This is a genomic window from Rhodoplanes sp. Z2-YC6860 (assembly GCF_001579845.1).
Classification (GTDB): Bacteria; Pseudomonadota; Alphaproteobacteria; order Rhizobiales; family Xanthobacteraceae; genus Z2-YC6860.
In genome coordinates this window covers 6962100-6981935 of sequence record NZ_CP007440.1, presented here as the reverse complement: position 1 = coordinate 6981935, position 19836 = coordinate 6962100, and the positions used below count along the sequence as shown (strand labels likewise).

Annotated in this window: 20 protein-coding genes and 1 pseudogene; 12 read left to right on the top strand and 9 right to left on the bottom strand. The window is 64.4% G+C overall.

What is annotated here, in order from left to right:
* Nucleotides 1-64 precede the first annotated feature (64 nt).
* From RHPLAN_RS32610 to pqqC, 5 genes and pseudogenes are all read left to right on the top strand, one after another.
* Nucleotides 65-1522: an NAD-dependent succinate-semialdehyde dehydrogenase gene (locus RHPLAN_RS32610; RefSeq protein WP_068027513.1), complete on the top strand. Its 1458-nt coding sequence runs from the start codon at nt 65-67 to the stop codon at nt 1520-1522.
* Nucleotides 1523-1670: 148 nt separating this feature from the next.
* Nucleotides 1671-2999, top strand: coding sequence for a pyruvate dehydrogenase complex dihydrolipoamide acetyltransferase (locus RHPLAN_RS32605; RefSeq protein WP_068032198.1), 1329 nt, complete (start codon nt 1671-1673; stop codon nt 2997-2999).
* A gap of 180 nt (nt 3000-3179) precedes the next feature.
* Nucleotides 3180-3257, top strand: a complete 78-nt coding sequence (pqqA, locus tag RHPLAN_RS38760) for a pyrroloquinoline quinone precursor peptide PqqA (protein ID WP_157100820.1) — start codon at nt 3180-3182, stop codon at nt 3255-3257.
* Between the two features lie 23 nt (nt 3258-3280).
* The gene (pqqB, locus tag RHPLAN_RS32600; RefSeq protein ID WP_068027509.1) at nt 3281-4183 is read left to right on the top strand and encodes a pyrroloquinoline quinone biosynthesis protein PqqB; all 903 of its coding nucleotides are present in this window, start codon (nt 3281-3283) and stop codon (nt 4181-4183) included.
* Nucleotides 4184-4208: 25 nt separating this feature from the next.
* Nucleotides 4209-4931, top strand: a pseudogene (gene pqqC, locus RHPLAN_RS32595) (pyrroloquinoline-quinone synthase PqqC); the annotation flags it as partial.
* Between the two features lie 131 nt (nt 4932-5062).
* Here the strand turns inward: pqqC and RHPLAN_RS32590 are convergent.
* Entirely contained in the window at nt 5063-6046 is a 984-nt protein-coding gene (locus RHPLAN_RS32590) for a Bug family tripartite tricarboxylate transporter substrate binding protein (RefSeq protein WP_084246047.1), read from the bottom strand.
* A gap of 115 nt (nt 6047-6161) precedes the next feature.
* Between RHPLAN_RS32590 and pqqD the strand changes: the two genes are divergently transcribed.
* The 4 genes from pqqD to RHPLAN_RS32570 all read left to right on the top strand — a co-directional run bounded on the left by pqqD (nt 6162) and on the right by RHPLAN_RS32570 (nt 9590).
* Entirely contained in the window at nt 6162-6449 is a 288-nt protein-coding gene (pqqD, locus tag RHPLAN_RS32585; protein ID WP_068027502.1) for a pyrroloquinoline quinone biosynthesis peptide chaperone PqqD, read from the top strand.
* Between the two features lies 1 nt (nt 6450).
* Nucleotides 6451-7533 carry a pyrroloquinoline quinone biosynthesis protein PqqE gene (gene pqqE / locus RHPLAN_RS32580; protein ID WP_068027499.1) on the top strand — a complete coding sequence of 361 codons (1083 nt, stop codon included), beginning with the start codon at nt 6451-6453 and terminating at the stop codon, nt 7531-7533.
* Between the two features lie 119 nt (nt 7534-7652).
* Complete coding sequence (locus RHPLAN_RS32575) at nt 7653-8948, top strand: PQQ-dependent sugar dehydrogenase (protein ID WP_084246045.1); 1296 nt, start codon at nt 7653-7655, stop codon at nt 8946-8948.
* Nucleotides 8949-9008: 60 nt separating this feature from the next.
* Nucleotides 9009-9590, top strand: a complete 582-nt coding sequence (locus tag RHPLAN_RS32570) for a c-type cytochrome (RefSeq protein ID WP_068027494.1) — start codon at nt 9009-9011, stop codon at nt 9588-9590.
* A gap of 66 nt (nt 9591-9656) precedes the next feature.
* On the opposite strand, the gene RHPLAN_RS32565 is transcribed toward RHPLAN_RS32570, so the two are convergent.
* Both RHPLAN_RS32565 and RHPLAN_RS32560 read right to left on the bottom strand, forming a co-directional pair.
* Complete coding sequence (locus tag RHPLAN_RS32565; RefSeq protein ID WP_068027492.1) at nt 9657-10430, bottom strand: cyclase family protein; 774 nt, start codon at nt 10428-10430, stop codon at nt 9657-9659.
* A gap of 131 nt (nt 10431-10561) precedes the next feature.
* Nucleotides 10562-11029, bottom strand: a complete 468-nt coding sequence (locus RHPLAN_RS32560) for a VOC family protein (RefSeq protein WP_068027490.1) — start codon at nt 11027-11029, stop codon at nt 10562-10564.
* A 198-nt stretch (nt 11030-11227) separates the two neighbouring features.
* Between RHPLAN_RS32560 and RHPLAN_RS32555 the strand changes: the two genes are divergently transcribed.
* Both RHPLAN_RS32555 and RHPLAN_RS32550 read left to right on the top strand, forming a co-directional pair.
* Nucleotides 11228-12499: an amino acid ABC transporter substrate-binding protein gene (locus tag RHPLAN_RS32555; RefSeq protein ID WP_068032196.1), complete on the top strand. Its 1272-nt coding sequence runs from the start codon at nt 11228-11230 to the stop codon at nt 12497-12499.
* 109 nt (nt 12500-12608) lie between these two features.
* A complete protein-coding gene (locus tag RHPLAN_RS32550) occupies nt 12609-13082 on the top strand; it encodes a VOC family protein (RefSeq protein WP_068027487.1) in 474 nt (157 codons plus the stop codon).
* A 168-nt stretch (nt 13083-13250) separates the two neighbouring features.
* Here the strand turns inward: RHPLAN_RS32550 and RHPLAN_RS32545 are convergent, their stop codons facing one another.
* The 5 genes from RHPLAN_RS32545 to RHPLAN_RS32525 form a co-directional block, all read right to left on the bottom strand.
* Entirely contained in the window at nt 13251-13982 is a 732-nt protein-coding gene (locus RHPLAN_RS32545; RefSeq protein WP_068027484.1) for an ABC transporter ATP-binding protein, read from the bottom strand.
* Nucleotides 13972-14709, bottom strand: a complete 738-nt coding sequence (locus RHPLAN_RS32540; protein ID WP_068027481.1) for an ABC transporter ATP-binding protein — start codon at nt 14707-14709, stop codon at nt 13972-13974. Before RHPLAN_RS32540 ends, RHPLAN_RS32545 begins: the two co-directional genes overlap by 11 nt.
* A complete protein-coding gene (locus RHPLAN_RS32535) occupies nt 14709-15776 on the bottom strand; it encodes a branched-chain amino acid ABC transporter permease (RefSeq protein ID WP_068027476.1) in 1068 nt (355 codons plus the stop codon). Before RHPLAN_RS32535 ends, RHPLAN_RS32540 begins: the two co-directional genes overlap by 1 nt.
* A gap of 10 nt (nt 15777-15786) precedes the next feature.
* On the bottom strand, nt 15787-16650 hold the full coding sequence (locus RHPLAN_RS32530) for a branched-chain amino acid ABC transporter permease (protein ID WP_068027472.1): 864 nt from the start codon (nt 16648-16650) through the stop codon (nt 15787-15789).
* Nucleotides 16651-16859: 209 nt separating this feature from the next.
* Entirely contained in the window at nt 16860-17303 is a 444-nt protein-coding gene (locus RHPLAN_RS32525) for a cupin domain-containing protein (RefSeq protein WP_237179956.1), read from the bottom strand.
* Between the two features lie 71 nt (nt 17304-17374).
* Between RHPLAN_RS32525 and RHPLAN_RS32520 the strand changes: the two genes are divergently transcribed.
* Nucleotides 17375-18580, top strand: coding sequence for an FAD binding domain-containing protein (locus RHPLAN_RS32520; RefSeq protein ID WP_237179955.1), 1206 nt, complete (start codon nt 17375-17377; stop codon nt 18578-18580).
* A 178-nt stretch (nt 18581-18758) separates the two neighbouring features.
* Here RHPLAN_RS32520 and RHPLAN_RS32515 read toward each other — a convergent pair whose 3' ends face one another.
* Nucleotides 18759-19823, bottom strand: a complete 1065-nt coding sequence (locus RHPLAN_RS32515) for an amidohydrolase family protein (RefSeq protein WP_084246043.1) — start codon at nt 19821-19823, stop codon at nt 18759-18761.
* Nucleotides 19824-19836 lie beyond the last annotated feature (13 nt).

The window sequence follows — 19836 nt, the reverse complement described above, 5'->3', positions numbered from 1 at the left end:
TTCTCCCTCCCCCTGAAAGGGGGAGGGGCGGGGTGGGGGTCCAAGGGAAAGAGTGGAGGAAACAATGGCCGCCTACGACAATCTGCTCGCGAACGTGCCGACCGACCTCTGGATCGGCGGAAAGTGGAAAAAATCCTCCGACAATTCGCGCTTCGACGTGATCGATCCTGCGACTGAGCAGAAGATCGCCTCGGTCGCCAGCGCCAGCATCGACGACGCCAAGGCGGCGCTCGATGCCGCGCAGGCCGCGTTCCCGGCCTGGGCCGCCAAGAAGCCGCGCGAGCGCGGCGAGATTCTCCGCAAGGCCTATGAGCTGATCATGCGCGACGCCGAGCGGCTCGCGAAGCTGATCACCATCGAGAACGGCAAGGCGCTGTCGGACTCGCGCGGCGAGGTGGCCTACGCGGCCGAGTTCTTCCGCTGGTACGCCGAGGAAGCCGTGCGCAATCTCGGCCAGAACGGCATCGCGCCAGCCACTGGTGCGCGCATCTTCGTGCATCACAAGCCGGCCGGCATCGCCGTGCTGGTGACGCCGTGGAATTTCCCGGCCGCCATGGCCACCCGTAAGATCGGTCCGGCGCTCGCCGCCGGCTGCCCGGTGGTGTTGAAGCCCGCCTCTGAGACGCCGCTCACCATGCTGGCGCTGATGCCGATCCTGGAAGAGGCCGGCGTGCCGGCCGGCGTCTGCAACGTCATCCCGTCGCGCCGGTCTGGCCCGGTGGTCGATACCATGCTGCACGATCCGCGGGTGCGGGTGGTCTCGTTCACGGGCTCCACTGAAGTGGGCCGCAAGCTGCTGCATGGCGCCGCCGATCAGGTGCTCAAGACTGCGATGGAGCTTGGCGGCAATGCGCCGTTCATCGTGTTCGAGGACGCCGACATCGACGCCGCCATCGACGGCGCGATGATCGCCAAGATGCGCAACATGGGCGAGGCTTGCACGGCGGCGAACCGCTTTTACGTGCACGAGAAGGTGCAGGACGAGTTCACCAAGAAGCTGACCGCCAAGATGGCCGGGCTGAAGATGGGCAACGGCCTCGACGACGGCGTGGCGCTCGGCCCGCTGGTCAATGCCGAAGGCCGCGACAAGGTGATCGAGCTGGTCGACGATGCGGTCAGCAAGGGCGCGAAGATTCTGACGGGCGGCAAGCGGCCCGAAGGCCCCGGCTATTTCTATCCCGCGACCGTGCTGTCGAACGTGCCGGACGGCGCCAAGATGCTCAACGAAGAGATCTTCGGACCCGTTGCGTCGCTGCAGACCTTCAAGGACGAGGCCGAGGTGATCCATCGCGCTAACGACACTGAGTATGGTCTTGTGGCGTATCTCTACACCAAGGACCTCAGCCGCGGCATGCGCGTCTCCGAGAAGCTGGACTTCGGCATGATCGGCCTTAACCGTGGTCTCGTCTCCGATCCGGCGGCGCCGTTCGGCGGCACCAAGCAGTCCGGTGTCGGCCGCGAGGGCGCGCATGAGGGCATGCTGGAGTTCATGGAGACGCAGTACATCTCGGTGAGCTGGTAGGAAGTCGCTGCACTCTCCGCTGTCATCGCCGGGCTTGACCCGGCGATCCCGATCGGGCGGACAGGGTGTGCCAATGGAATCGAGATCACCGGGACTCGCGCTAAGCGCGGCCCGGTGATGACAGGTGGAGAGAATAGTGGACGTGCTGATGCCGCAACTCGGCGAGACTGTCGCCGAGGGCAAGATCACCAAGTGGTTCGTCACGCCGGGCACGGCTGTGAAGCCGGGCGACAACCTGTTCGAGATCGAGACCGACAAGGTGTCGATGGAGGTGCCGTCGATCACGACCGGCACCTTGAGCGAGATCAGGGTGAATGCCGGCGATGTCGCGCCGGTCGGTGCCGTGGTGGCGATCATCGCGGGCGAGTGCGGTGCGACCGCGAGCAAGCCGGAGGCAAGCGCGCCCGTGGCTGCAGCACCGGCTCCATCGAAGCCCGCGCTCGCTCCGGTCGCGCCTGCGCGGGCGAGCGTTCAGAGCCAACCGGCTCCAGGCAATTTCGCTTACGCCAATCTCGATCCGTTCTTCGAGGTGCGTACGCCATCGCGCAACTTCGGCGCGGCGAAGACCACCGGCGGCACGTCCGTCACGCCGCTCGCGCGCCGACTTGCCGGCGAGAACGGCATCGACCTGTCGCGTGTTTCCGGTTCAGGCCCGCGCGGCCGTATCGTTGCGGCCGATGTCGAGAAGGCGATCGGCAGCGGCGCAGGCCGCGCCGCGCCCGCGATGGCGACGGGCGCATCGGCCGAGCAAACCAAGGCGCTCTACCAGGGCGTCGACTTCGAGGAGGTGCCGCTCGACGGCATGCGCAAGACGATCGCCACGCGCCTCGTCGAAGCCAAGCAGACCATTCCGCATTTCTATCTCGTCGGCGACGTGACGATGGATGCGTTGATGCGCCTGCGCGAGGAGGCCAATGCCGGCGCGCCGAAGGCGGGTGAGGCCGCGGCCTACAAGCTCTCGGTCAACGACTTCGTCATCAAGGCGCTGGCGCTGGCGCTGCAACGCGTGCCGGCGGCCAACGCGGTCTGGGCCGGCGATCGCATCCTGCGTTTCAAGCACTCCGACGTCGGCGTCGCGGTGGCGCTGGACGGCGGCTTGCTGACCCCGGTGATCCGCAACGCCGACCAGAAGTCGCTGTCCGCGATCTCCAACGAGATGAAGGACCTCGCCACCCGCGCCAAAGACAAGAAGCTCAAGCCCGCTGAATATCAGGGCGGCGCTTCGGCGATCTCCAATCTCGGCATGTATGGCGTTCGTGAATTCTCGGCGATCATCAATCCGCCGCACGCCACGATCCTGGCAGTCGGCGCCTCCCAGCGGCGGCCGGTCGAGGCCGAGGATGGCTCGGTGAAGTTCGTCAGCCAGATGACGGTGACGCTGTCCTGCGACCACCGCGTCGTGGATGGCGCGCTGGGGGCCGAATTGCTCGCCGCCTTCAAGGCGCTGATCGAAAATCCGGTGATGATGCTGGTGTAGTGGGCCATTGGCCCACTCGTCGGCCGTTCTTGCTGCGCCGCACAAAGGATTGCGCCTTCACAAGTGCTGGATTGCGCCACCCGCCGCTTGCCTGCGTATGGAACCAAGCATAGCCTTACGTCCAACGGATCGGGCGCTTGGCGCGTTCAGGTTCGTGCAATGAAGTCAGAGGATACGACCATGGCCTGGACCACCCCGACTCTCGTCGAAATCTGCGTCGGCCTCGAGATCAACGGCTACCTGCCGGCGGAATTCTGATCTCTCGACTGCTTCCCGCTTAAATGGGTTTCACCGCCATCGTTCTTGGTGCGGCGGCGGGCGGTGGTTATCCGCAATGGAATTGTAACTGCGATGTCTGCCGGCTCGCCTGGGTCGGCGACGCGCGCGTGCGTCCGCGGACGCAGGCAAGCCTTGCTGTTTCAGCCGACCGCAAGCACTGGACGCTACTCAACGCATCTCCCGATCTTCGCGCGCAAATTCAGGCGATCCCGGCGCTGCAGCCCCGTGAAGGCAAGCGTGGCAGTCCCATCGATTGCGTGGTGCTCACCGGCGCCGAAATCGATCAGACCGCGGGGCTTTTGAATCTCCGCGAGCGCTCGCCCTTCGCCATCATGGGCACGGCCGCGACGCTTGCCGCCGTCGCCGGCAATCCGATGTTCGGCGCGCTCGCGCCCGACGTGGTGCGCCGCCGCGCCATCGCGCCAGGCGAGAAATTCGTCGTCGGCGAGGGGCTGACGGCCGAACTGTTCATAGTGCCGGGCAAGGTGCCGCTCTATCTCGAGGGCGAAAATCCGGCGACCGCCGAAGAGAGTGCGGCCAACGTCGGCATCGAGATCACCGACGGCCGCGTGCGGCTCGCCTATGTGCCGGGAGCAGCCGCCGTGCCGCCTGCGCTCCGCGAGCGCTTGTCACGCGCCAACGCGATCATGTTCGACGGCACGTTGTTCACCGACGACGAGATGATCCGCGCGGAGCTGGGTGAAAAAACTGGCCGCCGCATGGGCCACATGCCGGTCGACGGACCGGACGGCTCGATCGCCGCGCTGAATGGTCTTCCCGCGCGGCGCATCTTCGTGCACATCAACAACACCAATCCGATCCTGGTCGACGGCTCGCCTGAGCGCCGCCGCGTCGAGGCCGCCGGCTGGGAGGTGGCGTGGGACGGCATGGAGATTGTGCTGTAATCGGCGTCCGGCAGAGAGTTGTGCGATGAAGCTTCTGACACCCGACGAACTCGAAGCGGCCCTGCGCGACATCGGCGCGCGGCGCTATCACCGTCTGCATCCTTTTCACAAGCTGCTGCACAGCGGGAAATGCACCAAGGGCCAAGTCCAGGCCTGGGCTCTCAATCGCTACTACTATCAGGCGATGATTCCGATCAAAGACGCGAGTCTCATCGCGCGTTGTGACGACTCTGCGATCCGCCGCGAGTGGCGCTCGCGCCTGGCCGATCACGACGGTGAAGGGCCGGACGACGGCGGCATCGCGCGCTGGCTGCGGTTGACCGATGGTCTCGACCTCGACCGCGACTATGTGACGTCGCTGCGTGGCCTTCTGCCGGGAACGCGGTTTGCGGTCGAGGCCTATGTACGTTTCGTGCGCGAAAAATCGCTGCTCGAAGCCATCGCGTCGTCGCTCACGGAATTGTTCTCGCCGCAGATCATCACCGAGCGGGTCGAAGGGATGCTGGCGAGCTATCCGTTCGTCACCCGCCAGACGCTGGCATACTTCGACAAGCGGCCGCCGCAGGCCAAGAAGGATTCCGATTTCGCGCTGGGCTACTGCAAGGAGAACGCGCGCACACCCGAGCAGCAGCAGCAGGTGCTGGCCGCGCTGGAGTTCAAATGCAGCGTGCTTTGGGCGATGTGCGACGCGCTCCAGCACGCCTATGTCAATCCCAAAGAAATACCGCCCGGCGCGTTCACGCCGGGCGGTTGATGGGACCCCGGTCATTCCGGGGCACGCGCGCAGCGCGTGAACCCGGAATCCAGATGAGAATTTAGTGCGCGGTAGTGGATTCCGGGTTCGCGCCTACGGCGCGCCCCGGAATGACCGCGTTGCGGTCACTTCTTCTGATCTTCAGCCACCACCTTGCGGACGATCGGCCACCACAGCTTCTCTTCGTTGCGCATGAACTGCGTGGTCTGCTCCGGCGTGTAATCGCGCGAATAGGTGCCGAGCTGCTGCATCCGCTCGACCACCGCCGGATCAGCCACAGCGACACGCAGATCCTTGTTGAGCTTCTGCACGATCGCGTCAGGCACGCCCTCCGGCACCATCATCACGATCCAGCCGCTCGACACCACGCCCGGCACGGTCTCGCTCATGGTCGGCAGGTCGGGCACGTTCGGCAGGCGCTTCTCGGATGCGACGCCGAGGAGGCGGATGCCGCCGTTCTGGGTGCCCGGCGCGAGGCCTGCGAGCCCTTCGAACATCATCGGGATGCGGCCCGCGACCACGTCGTTGACCGACACCGAGGCGCCCGCCGCGTGCACGAACGAGATGTTGGCCTTGGAGCGCTCGCGGAACAGCTCACCGGTCAGATGCGACTGGCCGCCGCGATTGGTCGCCGCGAACAGCATGCCGCCGGGCGTGTCGTTGGCGAGCTTGATCAGCTCGGCCACGTTGTTCGCCTTGACGTCCTTGTTCACGCCCACGGCAATCGGCTGCTCACCGACCATGCCGACCGCCGTGAAGGCCTTCTGCAGGTCGACGCCCATCTTGCCTTCCTGCTGGATCGGCAGAACCGTGTAGGTCGAGGCCTGGGTCATGTAGATCGAATAGCCGTCCTTCGGCAGCGCGGCCGCGGCCTGCGCCGCGATCAGCCCGCCGGCGCCGGGCCGGTTGATCACCACGACCTGCTGTTTCCACATCTGCGTCAGCTTGTCGGCGACCAGGCGGGTCACCACATCGGGGCTGTTCCCGGCGGCGGCCGGGGTCACGAAGGTAACCGGCTTGTTCGGATAGTCGTCAGCCTGGGCTGCGGCCGGTGCAGCCAAGATCGCGGCTACGGCGGCGGCGCGCCAAAATCCCATTCCCGGACGCATACGTTTCTCCCATGCATAGCGGGTTCTTTGTTAGGCGGATGTCGTATAACACCGCTTCAGGGAGCGCAAACTGCGGCATCAAGACCGCACGCCGTCACGGTTATAAGGAGGCTGGGTGACCGACAGTGTAACGATCGCGCCGGACGCAAAGCCCAGACTGCCGCGTGGCGTCCGGCTGACGAACAGCGAGGCCCAGGGCGGCTGGGTGCTGCTCGCCCCCGAGCGCATTTTCAAGGCTGACGCCATCGCCGTTGAAATTCTCAAGCGCTGCACCGGCGAAGCGACCTATACGGCCATCGTCGACGACCTTGCCAGCACGTTTAAGGCCCCGCGCGACCGGATCGATGCCGACGTGACGAAGCTGCTGACGGGACTCGCCGAGAAGAAGCTGCTGGAGCTCTAGCGTGGCGGACTCGAAACCGCTGACCAGACCCTTGGGCCTGCTGGCCGAGCTGACGCATCGGTGTCCGCTCGGCTGTCCTTATTGTTCCAACCCGCTAGAGCTCGACCGGCGCGAGGATGAACTCGATGCCGCCACGTGGGCGCGCGTGTTCGTCGAAGCGGCGGCGCTTGGCGTGCTGCATGTGCATCTCTCCGGTGGCGAGCCCGGTACGCGGCGCGATCTCGTCGACATCGCGGCCCATGCCCGCGAGGCGGGGCTCTATACCAATCTGATCACATCGGGCGTCGGCATCACCACGCGCACCTTGCGCGATCTCTGGGAGGCCGGGCTCGATCACGTCCAGGTTTCGATCCAGGACTTCGATGCAGTGTCCGCCGATCACATCGCCGGCTATCGCGGCGCGTTCCAAAGAAAGCATGCACTAGCCGCGGAAGCCGTGCGGCTCGGCTTGCCGCTCACCGTCAATCTCGTGGTGCATCGCGCCAACATCGAGCACTTGTCCGACATGGTCGATCTGGCGCTGAAGCTCAAGGCCAGCCGCATCGAGATCGCCCATGTGCAGTATTACGGCTGGGCGCTGAAAAACCGCGCTGCGCTGATGCCGACCGCCGAGCAGGTGCAACGCGCCGCGGTCGAGGTCGAGGAGTTGCGCAAAAAACATCACGGCGCGATCGTGATCGACGCGGTGGTGCCGGACTATCACGCGCGGCTGCCCAAGCCCTGCGTCGGCGGCTGGGGCAAGCGGTCACTCAACGTGACGCCCGCCGGCAAGGTATTGCCGTGTCATGCCGCGGAGTCGATCCCGGGTCTGGAGTTCTGGAATGTGCGCGAGCATTCGCTCGCCGAAATCTGGACGTCGTCGCCGGCCTTCAACGCATTCCGCGGCACTGATTTTTTGCCGGAGCCGTGCGTCAGCTGTGAGCGGCGCGAGATCGACTACGGAGGGTGCCGCTGCCAGGCATTCCTGCTGACCGGCGACGCGCGGGCGACCGATCCGGTGTGTCACAAATCGCCTCATCACGAGCAGGTGACCGCGCTTGCGGCGGTGCAGGAAGACCGCCCTTACGACTATCGTCGGATGTAAGGGACTTACCTCTCTCCGTAGCGGATGGAATCCGATTGCCTCGCGAGGCCGATCTGTTTGACACTCTCCGCAAGGGGGCCGAGCCATGCCGGGTCGGGCCTCGCATCAGGGAGGCATGCATGTCGAGTTCAACGTCGTACCGGCGTGGTGTTCTGTACGCCGGAAGTTTGGCTTTGCTGGCGGCTGCGGCCATGCCGGCCTTGGCCCAGCAATCGCCAGCACCCGCGCCGGCAGCAGCCGCGCCCGCGGCGCCCGCCGCAGCGCCGCTGCCGCCCGGCTCGCCGCTGATTGGCCGGCCTGAGGGCAGCGAAGCCGCCGCCAAGCTCGCGCCGGTCGCTGCGCCGCCGCTTCCCGCGGCCGCTGACAAGCTGCCGACCGCGCAGCTCAAGTTGCCGCCAGGCTTCAACATCGAGGTTTATGCCAGCGGCATCGCCAACGCGCGCTCGCTGCGTGTCGGCGACAAAGGCACCGTGTTCGTCGGCACGAGGCTCGGCAACAAGGTCTCCGCCATCGTCAACAAGGACGGCAAGACTGAGGTGAGGACCCTTGCCGAGGGACTCTACCGCCCGAACGGTCTCGCCTATCACAAGGGCACGCTCTACATCGCCGAACTGTCGCAGATCTCCAAGATCGAAAATGTCGAGGACAAGCTCGACAAGCCGCAGAAGCCGGTGGTGTTCTACACCGATCTGCCGAAGGACGAGGCCCACGGCTGGAAGTTCATCGCCATCGGCCCTGACGAGAAGCTTTATGTGCCGGTCGGTCAGCCGGGCAACAACGTGCTGCACGACAAGGACCACGGTCAGATTCGCCGCATCAATCTTGACGGCACCGGCCGCGTGAACGTCGCGGTCGGCGTGCGCAACACGGTCGGATTCGACTGGAATCCGGTCAACAAGCAGCTCTACTTCTCGGACAACCAGCGCGACTGGCTGTCCGAAAGCAAGCCGGAAGACGAGCTGAACCGCATCACCAAGGAGGGGGAGCATTTCGGCGCGCCCTACTGCTACCAGGGTGACATCGTCGATCCGGACTTGGGTTGGGGTAAAAGCTGCAGCGACTACACCAAGCCGATCATGCTGACCGGCCCACACTCGGCCGGCCTCGGCATGCGCTTCTACACGGGCAACATGTTCCCGAAGAAGTACAAGAACGCCATCTTCCTGGCCCGTCACGGCTCGTGGAACAAGACCAACAAGTTCGGCGGTGACGTCATCGCCATCTTCCTGAACAAGGATGGCACGGTGAAGTCGTCGGAGCCGTTCGTGACCGGCTTCCTGGTCGACAACAAGTACATCGGCCGCCCGGTCGACGTGCAGCAGATGGCGGACGGTTCGCTGCTGCTGTCGGACGACTGGAACGGCGTGGTCTACCGCATCACCTACGGCAAGCCGCCGAAGACGGCGAGCCGCTGATCCTCACTCGCGAAGGCCGGGGGCATGCCGCCCCCGGCCTTTTCTTTCGGTGGAGCGAGCATGAAACGCAACCATCTGATCCCGTACGCCGCCGCGCTGCTGATCGGCGCGCTTCATGCGCCGCTGCACGCCGAGACGCTGGCGGAACGTGCCGCGCCCTGCCTTGCCTGCCATGGCGAGAACGGACAGTCCGAGACGCCGGAGGTGCCGTCGCTCGGCGGCCAGCCTGCGCCTTACCTTCTGATCCAGCTCTACCTGTTCCGCGAGAAGCAGCGGACCCAGGAGATCATGAACGACCAGACCAAGGGCTTCACCGACGACGATCTGCGGAATTTCTCCGACTTCGTCGCCAAGCTGCCGCCGCCGCAAGCGGCCGCGGATGGCGCCGATGCCGGCCGCATCGAGCGCGCCAAGGTGCTGATCACTCAGCATCGCTGCAACGCCTGTCACAATCTCGATCTGTCGGGGAAAGAGAACGTCCCGCGCATCGCTGCACAGCGCGAGGACTACCTGGTCAAGACGATGCGCGAATACAAGAACAACACGCGCCACGGCTACGAAGCCACCATGGCGGAGGTGCTGAACCCTGTCACCGACGAGCAGATCGTCGATCTGGCTTATTACATCGCGCGGTTCAAATAGCTAATCCCAGAACGCAAACGTCCGCGTCTCGATGCCCTTGCGCGGCAGCGCGTCGGACGCGGCGATCTACCCGATGATCGCGATGGCGCGAGTCCAGCCCGCGGATGCCGCGTGAATCTTCACCGGGAAGCAGCTCACCATGAAGCCTTTCGCGGGCAGCTTCTCGAGGTTGTGCAGCTTCTCGATATGGCAGTAGCCGATCTCGCGGCCGGCGCGGTGGCCTTCCCAGATGATCTTGGGATCGTGCGTCTCGGCATATTTGGCTTTGGCGTGAACGAACGGCGCGTCCCAGCTCCAGCCGTCCGTGCCGGTGACGCGCACGCCTTGCTCCAGCAGATAGAGCGTGGCCTCGCGGCCCATGCCGCAGCCGGTGGCGACATAGTCGGGTTTGCCGTAGGCCGCGCCGGCGCTGGTGTTGACCACCACGATCTCGAGCGGCGAAAGCTTGTGATCGATGCGCTTGAGTTCGGCCTCGACATCCTTCGCGCTCACCACATAGCCGCTTGGGAAATGGCGGAAGTCGAGCTTGATGGCCGGCTGGAAGCACCACTCCAAAGGCACTTCGTCGATGGTCGCGGCACGCTTGCCGCGGTCCATGGTCGAGGCGAAGTGATAGGGCGCATCGAGATGCGTGCCGCAATGAGTCGATATCTTCAGCCACTCGATCGCCCAGCCTTCGCGGTCGGGCAGGTCGTCGGGCGTGAGTCCCGGAAAGAAACTGCAGAGATCCTCCGCGGTCTTCTTGTGGTCGAAGTAGCGGATGCTTGGGCCGAGTCCCGGCGGATCTGCCGCCACGTCGTTCTGCACGGGAATCGAGATATCGATGATCTGGCGCGGCATATGTTTTCTGACTCCACCGTTGCCACATCATGCCCGCGCTTGTCGCGGGCATCCACGCCTACTTTCTTGTGGCCAAGACGTGGATGGCCGGGACAAGCCCGGCCATGACGCTGAGAGAGTTATGATCGAAGCTAGTGCGTCGCGGGCGTCAGGTCTTTGGCGGAAAGCTCCGCCTTGCGACCCTGCACCTCGGAATTCGCGAAGTTCAATTCGATCTTCACGCCGTTCGGATCGAACAGGAAAAGCTGATAGAGCCCTTGGTCGTCGACCTGCCGCTCCTTGAACTCGATGTTGTTCTTCTTGAGATGGTCGATCATCTCGTGGAGGCCGGTGGTGCGGAAGCCGATGTGATCGATCACGCCGGTGCCCGCCGAGGCGTCGGACTGCTGCCCGACGTATTTCTTGCGATTGTCGCTGACGTTCTTGCCGCCGGTGGTGATGTGCAGCACATCGCGGTCGCCGAGATACAGCCAGTAGACCGGAAATTTGAAATCCGGCGAGGGGCCGACGCGGAAGCCCAGCACTTTGACATACCAGTCCTTGGTGGCCTCGATGTCCTCCGTCTGCAGGAGGAAGTGTTCCATGTAGTTGAGGGGCATCGCGAACCTCCCTGGGTTATGCATGCTCGAGCCGCGTGGCTTGGTTTTTAGCATCCGCCGGTCCCTGCTCCAATGGGCCGCAGCGGCTTGGCTTCCCTTGGCCCTTAGTTGGGTGGCCTGCGACGGGCCCGCCACTAGCCTCTCGGCTGCGAAACTGCCTAATATGCGGCAAAACAATCACCCTCGGGAGGATGCATGATGCTTCGCAAACTAAAGCTTGGATTGCTTGCGGCCGCGGCCGGCGTGCTTGCGCTGGCGCTGCCGTCGGCAGGGCCTGCCAAGGCGCAGTCGGGAGAGCCGATCAAGATCGGCTTCTCGATGTCGCTGACCGGCCCGCTGTCGCCCAACGGCAAGCAGTCGCTCCTCGGCCTGCAGATCTGGGAGGAAGAGGTCAACGCCAAGGGCGGGCTGCTCGGCCGTCCGGTGAAGCTGATCTATTACGATGACCAGAGCCAGTCGGCGCCGGTGCCGGGCATCTACACCAAGCTGCTCGATGTCGACAAAGTCGACCTGCTGCTTGGCCCCTATGCGACCGTGCCGTCGGCCGCCGCCATGCCGGTGGTGATGCAGAAGCAGAAGCTGTTCATCATCCTGTTCGGCCTCGGCGTGAACACCGAGTTCAACTACGACAAGTTCTTCGCGATGATCCCGTCGGGGCCGGACCCGAAGCCGTCGTTCACGGTCGGCTTCTTCGATGCGGCCGCGGCGCAGAACCCGAAGCCGCAGACCGTGGCCTTCGTCGCCGCCGATCAGGAGTTCTCCAAGAACGCCTGCGACGGCGCCAAGGAGAACGCCAAGAAGCATGGCTTCAAGACGGTCTACGACCGCGCCTATCCGCCGAGCACCACCGACTTCTCACCCGTCGTGCGCGCCATCCAGGCGGCGAACCCCGACATCGTCGCGGTGTGCTCGTATCCGCTCGACTCGGTCGGTCTGGTGAAGGCGGTCAACGAGATCAACTTCAAGCCGAAGATGATCGGCGGCGCCATGGTCGGCCTGCAGGCGACCGGCATCAAGAACCAGCTCGGCCCGCTGCTCAACGGCTGGGTCAACTACGAGACCTGGGTGCCGGACAAGAAGATGATGTATGCGGGCACCGAGGAGTTCTTCAAGAAATACCAGGCGAAGGCCCAGGCGGCCGGTGTCGATCCGCTCGGCTATTACCTCGGCGGCTGGGGCTATGCCTATGCCCAGGTGCTGGAGCAGGCCATCAAGGAGACCAAGAGCCTGAAGGACGCCGAGCTCGCGACCTACATTCACAAAGCCACGTTCAAGACCATCCATGGCGACATCAAGTTCGGCAAGAATGGCGAGTGGGAGAAGTCGGGCATGCTGCAGGTGCAGTACCACAACATCAAGCAGGGCGCGGGGCTCGAGACCTGGCGTGGCATGGACTATCAGACCGTTCTGACTCCGGACAATCTGAAGACCGGCACCCTGATCTATCCGTTCGAGAAGGCGAGACAATAAGGCGTCAAACATTACTGGCGGGGACGAACCCCGCTGCTACAATCGGCGCCGCGCGGCTCACCCCGCGCGGCGTTTTTCTTTATCCGAAGAGGGTGTCAAAGAGGTCATCATGCAAGTCACCGGCCTGTTCCACGTGGCAATCAAGACCAACGATCTCGATGCCACGGTGAAGTTCTACACCGACGTGCTCGGCATGAAGCTCGTGCACCGTCCGGACTTCGGCTTTCCCGGCGCCTGGATCGCGGCCGGAGACGGCGTGCCGATCGTGCATATCTATGCCGGTGGCCCCGCGCTGGTCGACGGCAGGACGCCATACGGCACCGGCTCGCTCGATCACGTCAGCCTCACCATCAAGGGATGGGACGAGTGCCTCGAGCGCGTGAAGAAGCTCGGCTACGACTGGCGCGCTGCGATCGTGCCAGGCACGTCGCTGTGGCAGATCTTCGTGCACGATCCGAGCGGCGTGATGATGGAGCTCACGTTCGACGGTAAGGTCGAAGGGCGGCCGACGCCGGAGATTCCTGCAGATCGTGTGTACCAGGCCGGCAAGCCGTTCGGTTCTCTTAAAGCAAAAGCGGCCTAGCGGCTCTCGTGTCCCGGGCGCAGTGCAGCACAAGCGAAGCGCGGTGATGCGCTGCAGACCCGGGACCCCGGTTGCCATCCCGGAAAAAGAAAGCAACCGGGGTCCCGGATCAGCGGTGCACCACTTCGTGCTGCACCGCGTCCGGGACACGTGCTGCTGCAGCCGTTGCTACAGTCCCAGATAAAACTTCCGGATCAGATCGTTGTTGTTGAGCTCGTCCGCGGAGCCGCCGGCGAACGCGATCTTGCCGTGAACGATCACGTAGCCACGGTCGGCGATGCGGATGGCCTGATTGAAGTTCTGTTCGGCCATCAGCACGGTGAGACTCAGCCGCTCCTTCAATTCCTGGATCTTCTCGATGGTGCGGCTCACCAGGATCGGCGCCAGACCAACCGAGGGCTCGTCCACCAGCAGGATCTTCGGCGCAAGCATCAGCGCTCGGCCGAGCGCCAGCATCTGCTGCTCGCCACCCGACATCGAGCCGGCGAGTTGTTTCCGCCGTTCGGCAAGCCGCGGAAACGTCTCGTAGCAGGCCTCGAGATTGGTCGCGATCTGCGCCCGCGCGGTCGGCCGGAACGCGCCGAGCGCCAGATTCTCCTCGACCGTGAGCTTGGGAAACAGCCGCCGGCCTTCCGGCACCAATGCGATGCCGAGGTCGACGATCTGTTCGGTTGTGAGGCTGGTGAGATCGTGCCGCACGCCATCGATCTCGGCGACGATGCGCCCGGATGCCGGCCGCACGATGCCCATGATGCACTTCATCAGCGTGCTTTTGCCGTTGCCGTTGGTGCCGAGCAGCACCACGGTCTCGCCCGGCTTGGCGTCGACCGACACCTGCTCCAGCACGCGCACGGCGCCGTAGGCCGCGTCGACCTTTTCGAGGGTGATGCTACTGGCCAAGATAGGCTCCAATCACCTCGGGATTGTTGACCACGTCCTCGGGCTTGCCGTCGGCGATCTTCTTGCCCGAGACCAGCACCACCAGCCGCTGCGAGAATGCCATGACGGCGCGCATGATGTGCTCGATCATCACCACGGTGATGCCGCGGCTGTTCAGCGTGAGCAGGAGATTGACGATGTCGTCGACCTCGGAATGCGACAGTCCGGCCATGGCTTCGTCGGCAATCAAAAGCTTCGGATCGGCCGCAATGGCGCGGGCGAGTTCGAGCTTGCGCATCTCGACCTGCGTCAGGTCGCGCGGCAGGCGATGGAGCTTCGGCGCAAGGCCAACCAGGCCGGCAAGCTCCTCGCAGCGCGCGGCGCTCTCCGCCTGCGTGAGATGCCGGCCGCGGCGGTCATGGGCCGAGTACAGCAGCGGAATGCGCAGGTTCTCGGCAACCGAAAGCGTGTGGAACGGGCGCGGCAGCTGGAAGCTCCGCGCCATGCCGCGATGGGTCCGTTGATGCGCCGACATGCCGTTCATCTGATAGCCGTCGAACCGCACCGTGCCGGTCTCGTTGGTCAGCGTCCCGCACATGCAGTTGACCAGCGTCGACTTGCCGGAGCCGTTCGGCCCGATCAGACCGACACGTTCGCCCGGCGCAACTTCCAGGTTGATGCCGTCGAGGGCGACGAAGCCGCCGAAGCGCTTGCCGAGATTGTCGACATGGAGCAAGGCGTCGGCCATCAGCGTGCTCCCGGCCGCATGTTGGCGAACGTCGCAAGCCGCGAGCGCCAAGTGGGCGCGCCGTCGGATTTGGCGCCGCCGCGCATGAAATCGTGCACCAGGCCGACGATGCCGTTTGGCGCCGCGATGACGAAGATCACCAGCATCAGACCGACGACCAGCACGCCAACCGCCGAAGAGATCGTCACGATGATGTATTGCTGCGCGGTGCCCAGCAGCAACGCGCCGATCAATGGGCCGACCCAGCTCGTGGTGCCGCCGATCATCGGCATGGCGATCGAGTTCACCGCGTAGGCGAGCCCGAAGGCCGAGCCGGGCTCAAGATAGCCGATGTAGTACGGGAACGGCGCACCGGCCATGCCCATCAGCGCGCCTGAGATCGTGGTGGCGACAAGCTTCAACCGCAGCGTCGGCACGCCGCAGGCTTCCGCCGCCAGCTCGTCGTCACGGATGGTGGCGAAGCCATAGCCAAGCCGCGACTGTCCGATGGCGCGTGCAACGCCGAGCGCCACGATCGACAGCGCCAGCATCACGATGAACAGATACTGGATGTAATTGCCGATGATCGGCACCTCCGAGGGCCGGATGATATAGGCGCCGCGCGAGCCGCCGACGAAGTCCCAATTGACGATCAGGGTCTGCAGCACCACGGCCAGGGCCAGCGTCGCGATGGCGAAGAATGCGCCGCGCAGCCGCAACGTGAGATAGCCGGTGCCGAGGCCGATCAGGCCCGAGACGATGCCGCCGACGATGATCAGGGTCGGCACGTTGAGCGGCAGGATGAGCTTGGCGAGCCCGGCGAGCGATTCCGGGAAGTAGCGGTCGACATTGGCGCCAAGCTTGTGCAGCGCCACGGAGGAATAGGCGCCGGCGGCGAAGAAGGCGGCGGAGCCGAAGTTCACATAGCCGCAATAGCCGCCGAGGATGTTCCAGGCGGTGGCGAGCACGACGAACTGCAGCACCGTGTAGCCGGCGAAGAACAGGTAATCGTTGTTGATCGCTCGCGCGTAGAAGAAAAATGCGGCGCCTGCGATGGTCAGTCCGACGTAGAAGAAGAATGTCCGCACGTTCGGCCGCCTATCGTCCGAGGAGACCGGCCGGCCGGAACGCCAGCGTGAGAAGCAGGAAGCCGAACGACACCGCCGGTGCCCAGGACGGGCCGTAGAACGTCGCTGTGATGCTCTCGACGACGCCGAGCAGCATCGCGGCGATCACCGTGCCGGGCAGGCTTTGCAGACCGCCAAGCACGCAGATCGCAAACACCCGGCCGATATATTCGCGGCCGACGGAGGGCTCGACCGGCTGGATGATGATCAGGAAGGCTCCGGCCATGGCCGCTGTGGCGATCGAGACCGCAAATGCGATGCGCTTGATCTTGGTCGGGTCGGCGGACATCAGCCGCAATGCAAGCTGGTCCTGCGACACCGCCATGATGGCGCGTCCGGTGAACGTGCGCGACAGGTAGAGCTGCAGCAGCGCCATCATCAGCAGCGAGATCACGCAAGGGATCAGCATGCGGAAGGGGATATCGACGAAACCGAAGTGCAGCGTCTGATCGATGTAGAAGGCCTGCACGTAACGATAGTCGACGCCGAACACCAGGATCAGCAGCACTTCGGTGACAAAGAGCAGGCCGAAGAAGAAGGCGAGCCCCCGCAGCGCGTCCTGGCCGCGCTTCTCGAACGAGGCGTAGTAGACCTGATAGACCAGCGCGCCGAGGGCGTAGAACGCCGGCAGCGCGATCACGGCGGTCAGGATCGGGTCCAGCCCCAATGTCTGGTTCGCGATGTAGGCGATGTACGAGCCGAGGATGATGAAGGCCGGATGCGCGATGTTGACGATGTCGAGGATGCCGAACGAGATCGACACCCCGACCGTCACAGCGGCGTAGAAACCGCCCAGCAGCAATCCGGCAATGATGGCATTGACCAGCAGTTCCAAGCGGACGTTCCCCCCGGCGCGACCGTTTTTCGGCTCGTTGTTCAGCGCGCACCATATGTGCGGACCACAGTGTGCAGGATGCGGTGCGGCTTGGCTAGTGTGTCGCAAGCGGCGAGGGGCCGCACGTCATTGCACCATCGTCTGATCGTCGGATGGCGCGGTGTCTGATACCGCGCCGCGAAAATTGTGGCGGCGCGGCAATGCTCAAATTACGAGCGCATTCGTACGCTGTCGGGTACTGGCAGCGGTTTGTTCGCGCTGTCCAGGAATTCGATGGTGTTGAAGATCATCTCCTGGTCGCCGAGATTTTCCAGGTCATGGACCTTGTATTGGCCCGGCCCATAGGTCTCGTGGCGCGTCTCGCCCGGTGCGTAGGTGTGCTCGACGGTGGTGCCGTCCATCAGATGCTGGCGGCCGCGGCCGCCGTTCACCGAGGTCCAGAAGTAATTCAGCACATGGCGGTGGAAGCCGACCCGCTCCCCGGGCTGCAGTCGGATGATCCAGATCCGCACTTTGTCGGTTTCCGAAAGAAGCTCTGTGCCCACGCAGCCGTTGTGGGCGCGGCTTTCGCGGTCGAACTCGGCCTTGATCGCGGCGGGCCATTCGCTGCGGTCTTCGACGGCCGCCTTCTTGTCCAGCATGGTGAGCGCCATGGCATTCCTCCAGTGGTTTGGATCACAGTATAAAGGATTTTGGGAATGACAAGAACGGTCGGGTGAGAGCAGTGGGCAAGCGCGCCATCGTAATCGGCGGCTCGATGAGCGGGCTGTTCGCCGGCCTGCAATTGCGCAAGCTGGGTTTCGACGTCGACATCTATGAGCGCGCCGAGGGCGAACTCGCCGGCCGTGGGGCAGGGATCGTGGCCCAGCCGCCGGTGATCGAGGCATTGCGGTTTCTTGGCATCGACCCGGTCGATCTCGGTGTCGAGATGACGACGCGGAAAATCCTGGATGTCGATGGCAAAACGGTCTGCGAGTTCCGCTGTCCGCAGACTTTGACAGCCTGGGAGCGGCTCTATCGGCTCCTGCGCGACGCGTTTCCGGCAGCAAATTACCGTCGCGGTATCGGCCTCAAGCATTTCGAGCAGGACGGCCGCGCGGTGACCGCGCATTTCTCGGACGGCAGCCGCGTGACGGCCGATCTTCTCGTGGCGGCTGACGGCATCCGCTCCACGGTGCGCCAGCAGCTCATTCCCGACCTCGCGCCGCTCTATGCCGGCTATGTGGCATGGCGCTCGCTCATTCCTGAAAGCGCGTTGCCGCCCGCGATCCATCGCGAGCTGTTTGAATACATGGTGTTCTGCCTGCCGCCGGGCGAGCAGTTCCTGGCCTATCCGGTGGCAGGGCCGGATAACGACCTGCGCCCCGGACAGCGGCGGCTGAACGTGATCTGGTACCGGCCGGCCGACGAGCGTGGCGAGCTGCAGCGGCTGCTCACCGACGAAAGCGGCGTCACGCACGCGATTTCGATTCCTCCGCCGCTCGTCCGCAAGCAGGCGATTGCCGCGATGCGCGCTGCCGCCGAACGGCTGGTTGCGCCGCAGATGCGCGTCGTCGCCCGGCTGATGACCGAGCCAGTGCTGCAGCCGATCTATGATCTGGAGACTCCCCGGATGACGTTCGGCCGGGTCGCCATCATCGGCGATGCGGCCTTCGTGGCGCGGCCCCATGTCGGCGCCGGGGTGTCGAAGGCGTCGGATGATGTGACGGCTCTGGTGCGGGCGCTCGCGTCGGATGATGTCGAGCCTGCGCTGCGGCGGTTCGAGGCCGAAAGGCTTCCCATCGGCCGCCGTGTCATAGAGCGCGCGCGGCATCTGGGTGCGTATTTGCAGGCCACGCAGACCGAAGAAGAGCGCGCGCATGCTGGGCGTTACAGCACTGCACAGGCGGTGATTGAAGAGACGGCGCTGGTGGATTTTTTGGAAGCTTGAAGCGCACTCTCTCGCCACGTGTCCCGGGCGCAGCGCAGCACAAGCGAAGCGCGGTGATGCGCTGCAGACCCGGGACCCCGGTTTCTTTCCTTATGCCGATAGCAACCGGGGTCCCGGATCAGCGGTGCATCGCTTCGCGCTGCACCGCGTCCGGGACACGTGTTGCGACAGCTTCGCTCTAAAGCCCCAACAGCTTCTTTGCGTTGCCGCCGCAGATCGCCGCGGTCGCCGTCGCATCGAACCCTGTGCTCACCACGTGTTCGATCGGATCGAAATCCGCCATGTCGAACGGATAGTCCGTCCCCAAGAACACGTGATCCACGCCGAATGTTTTCACCAGCGCTTCGAGCTGAATCGGTGTGAACACCACGGTGTCGAAATAAATCTTCTTAAGATACTCGGTCGGCGGCTTCGGCAGCGTGCCATGCGAATCCGCGCGTGCGCCCCAGGCATGGTCGATGCGGCCGGAATAGGCGCCGAGATAGCCACCGCCGTGCACGGCGAAGATCTTCAGGTTCGGATGGCGCTCCAGCACGCCGTCGAAGATGAGGTAGTGCAGGGCGATCGTCGTATCCAGCGGATTGCCGATGACGTTGTTGAAGTAGAAGCGGCTCAGGCGGTCGGCTTGCGTGAATCCATTGGGGTGGAGCATGACCAGCGCGCCGAGCTCCTCGGCTTTTTTCCAGAACGGCGCGAATGTCGGATCGGACAGCTCTTTGCCGCCGACGTTGGTCAATATCTCCACGCCCTTGAACTTGAGCTGCTTCATGCAGCGCTCGAGCTCCTTCACGGCCTCGCCGGCATCACCCATCGGCACGCTGCCAAGCGCGCAGAGCCGGTCGTTGTGCTTGCCGACATATTCGGCGATGCCGTCGTTGAGCGCTTGCGTGGCCTTGACCGCGGGCTCGATCGGGATCGTGTAGTAGATCTGCGGCGGCCCGGGCGAGATGAGCTGCACGTCCACGCCCATGTCATCCATCACGTGAAAGCGGGCATCGGTGTTGCGGATGCGATCGCCGATATCGGCAGCCTGCTTGGCCTGGATGGCCTTGGTCTCGGGTGTCGAGAAGTGATCGAGCGGGACCTTGGAGGTGTCGATATGGGGGCCGGCGATCTCTCCGGCGCGCGCAATTGCGACGTGGGCATGCATGTCGATCGTGATGCTTTTCGGCCGCGACTCGCGGCCCGGTTTGCCGCGCTTTCGTGCTGCGGTCGGTTCATACTTGTTCCAAATATCGGCCATTGCGGATTTCCTG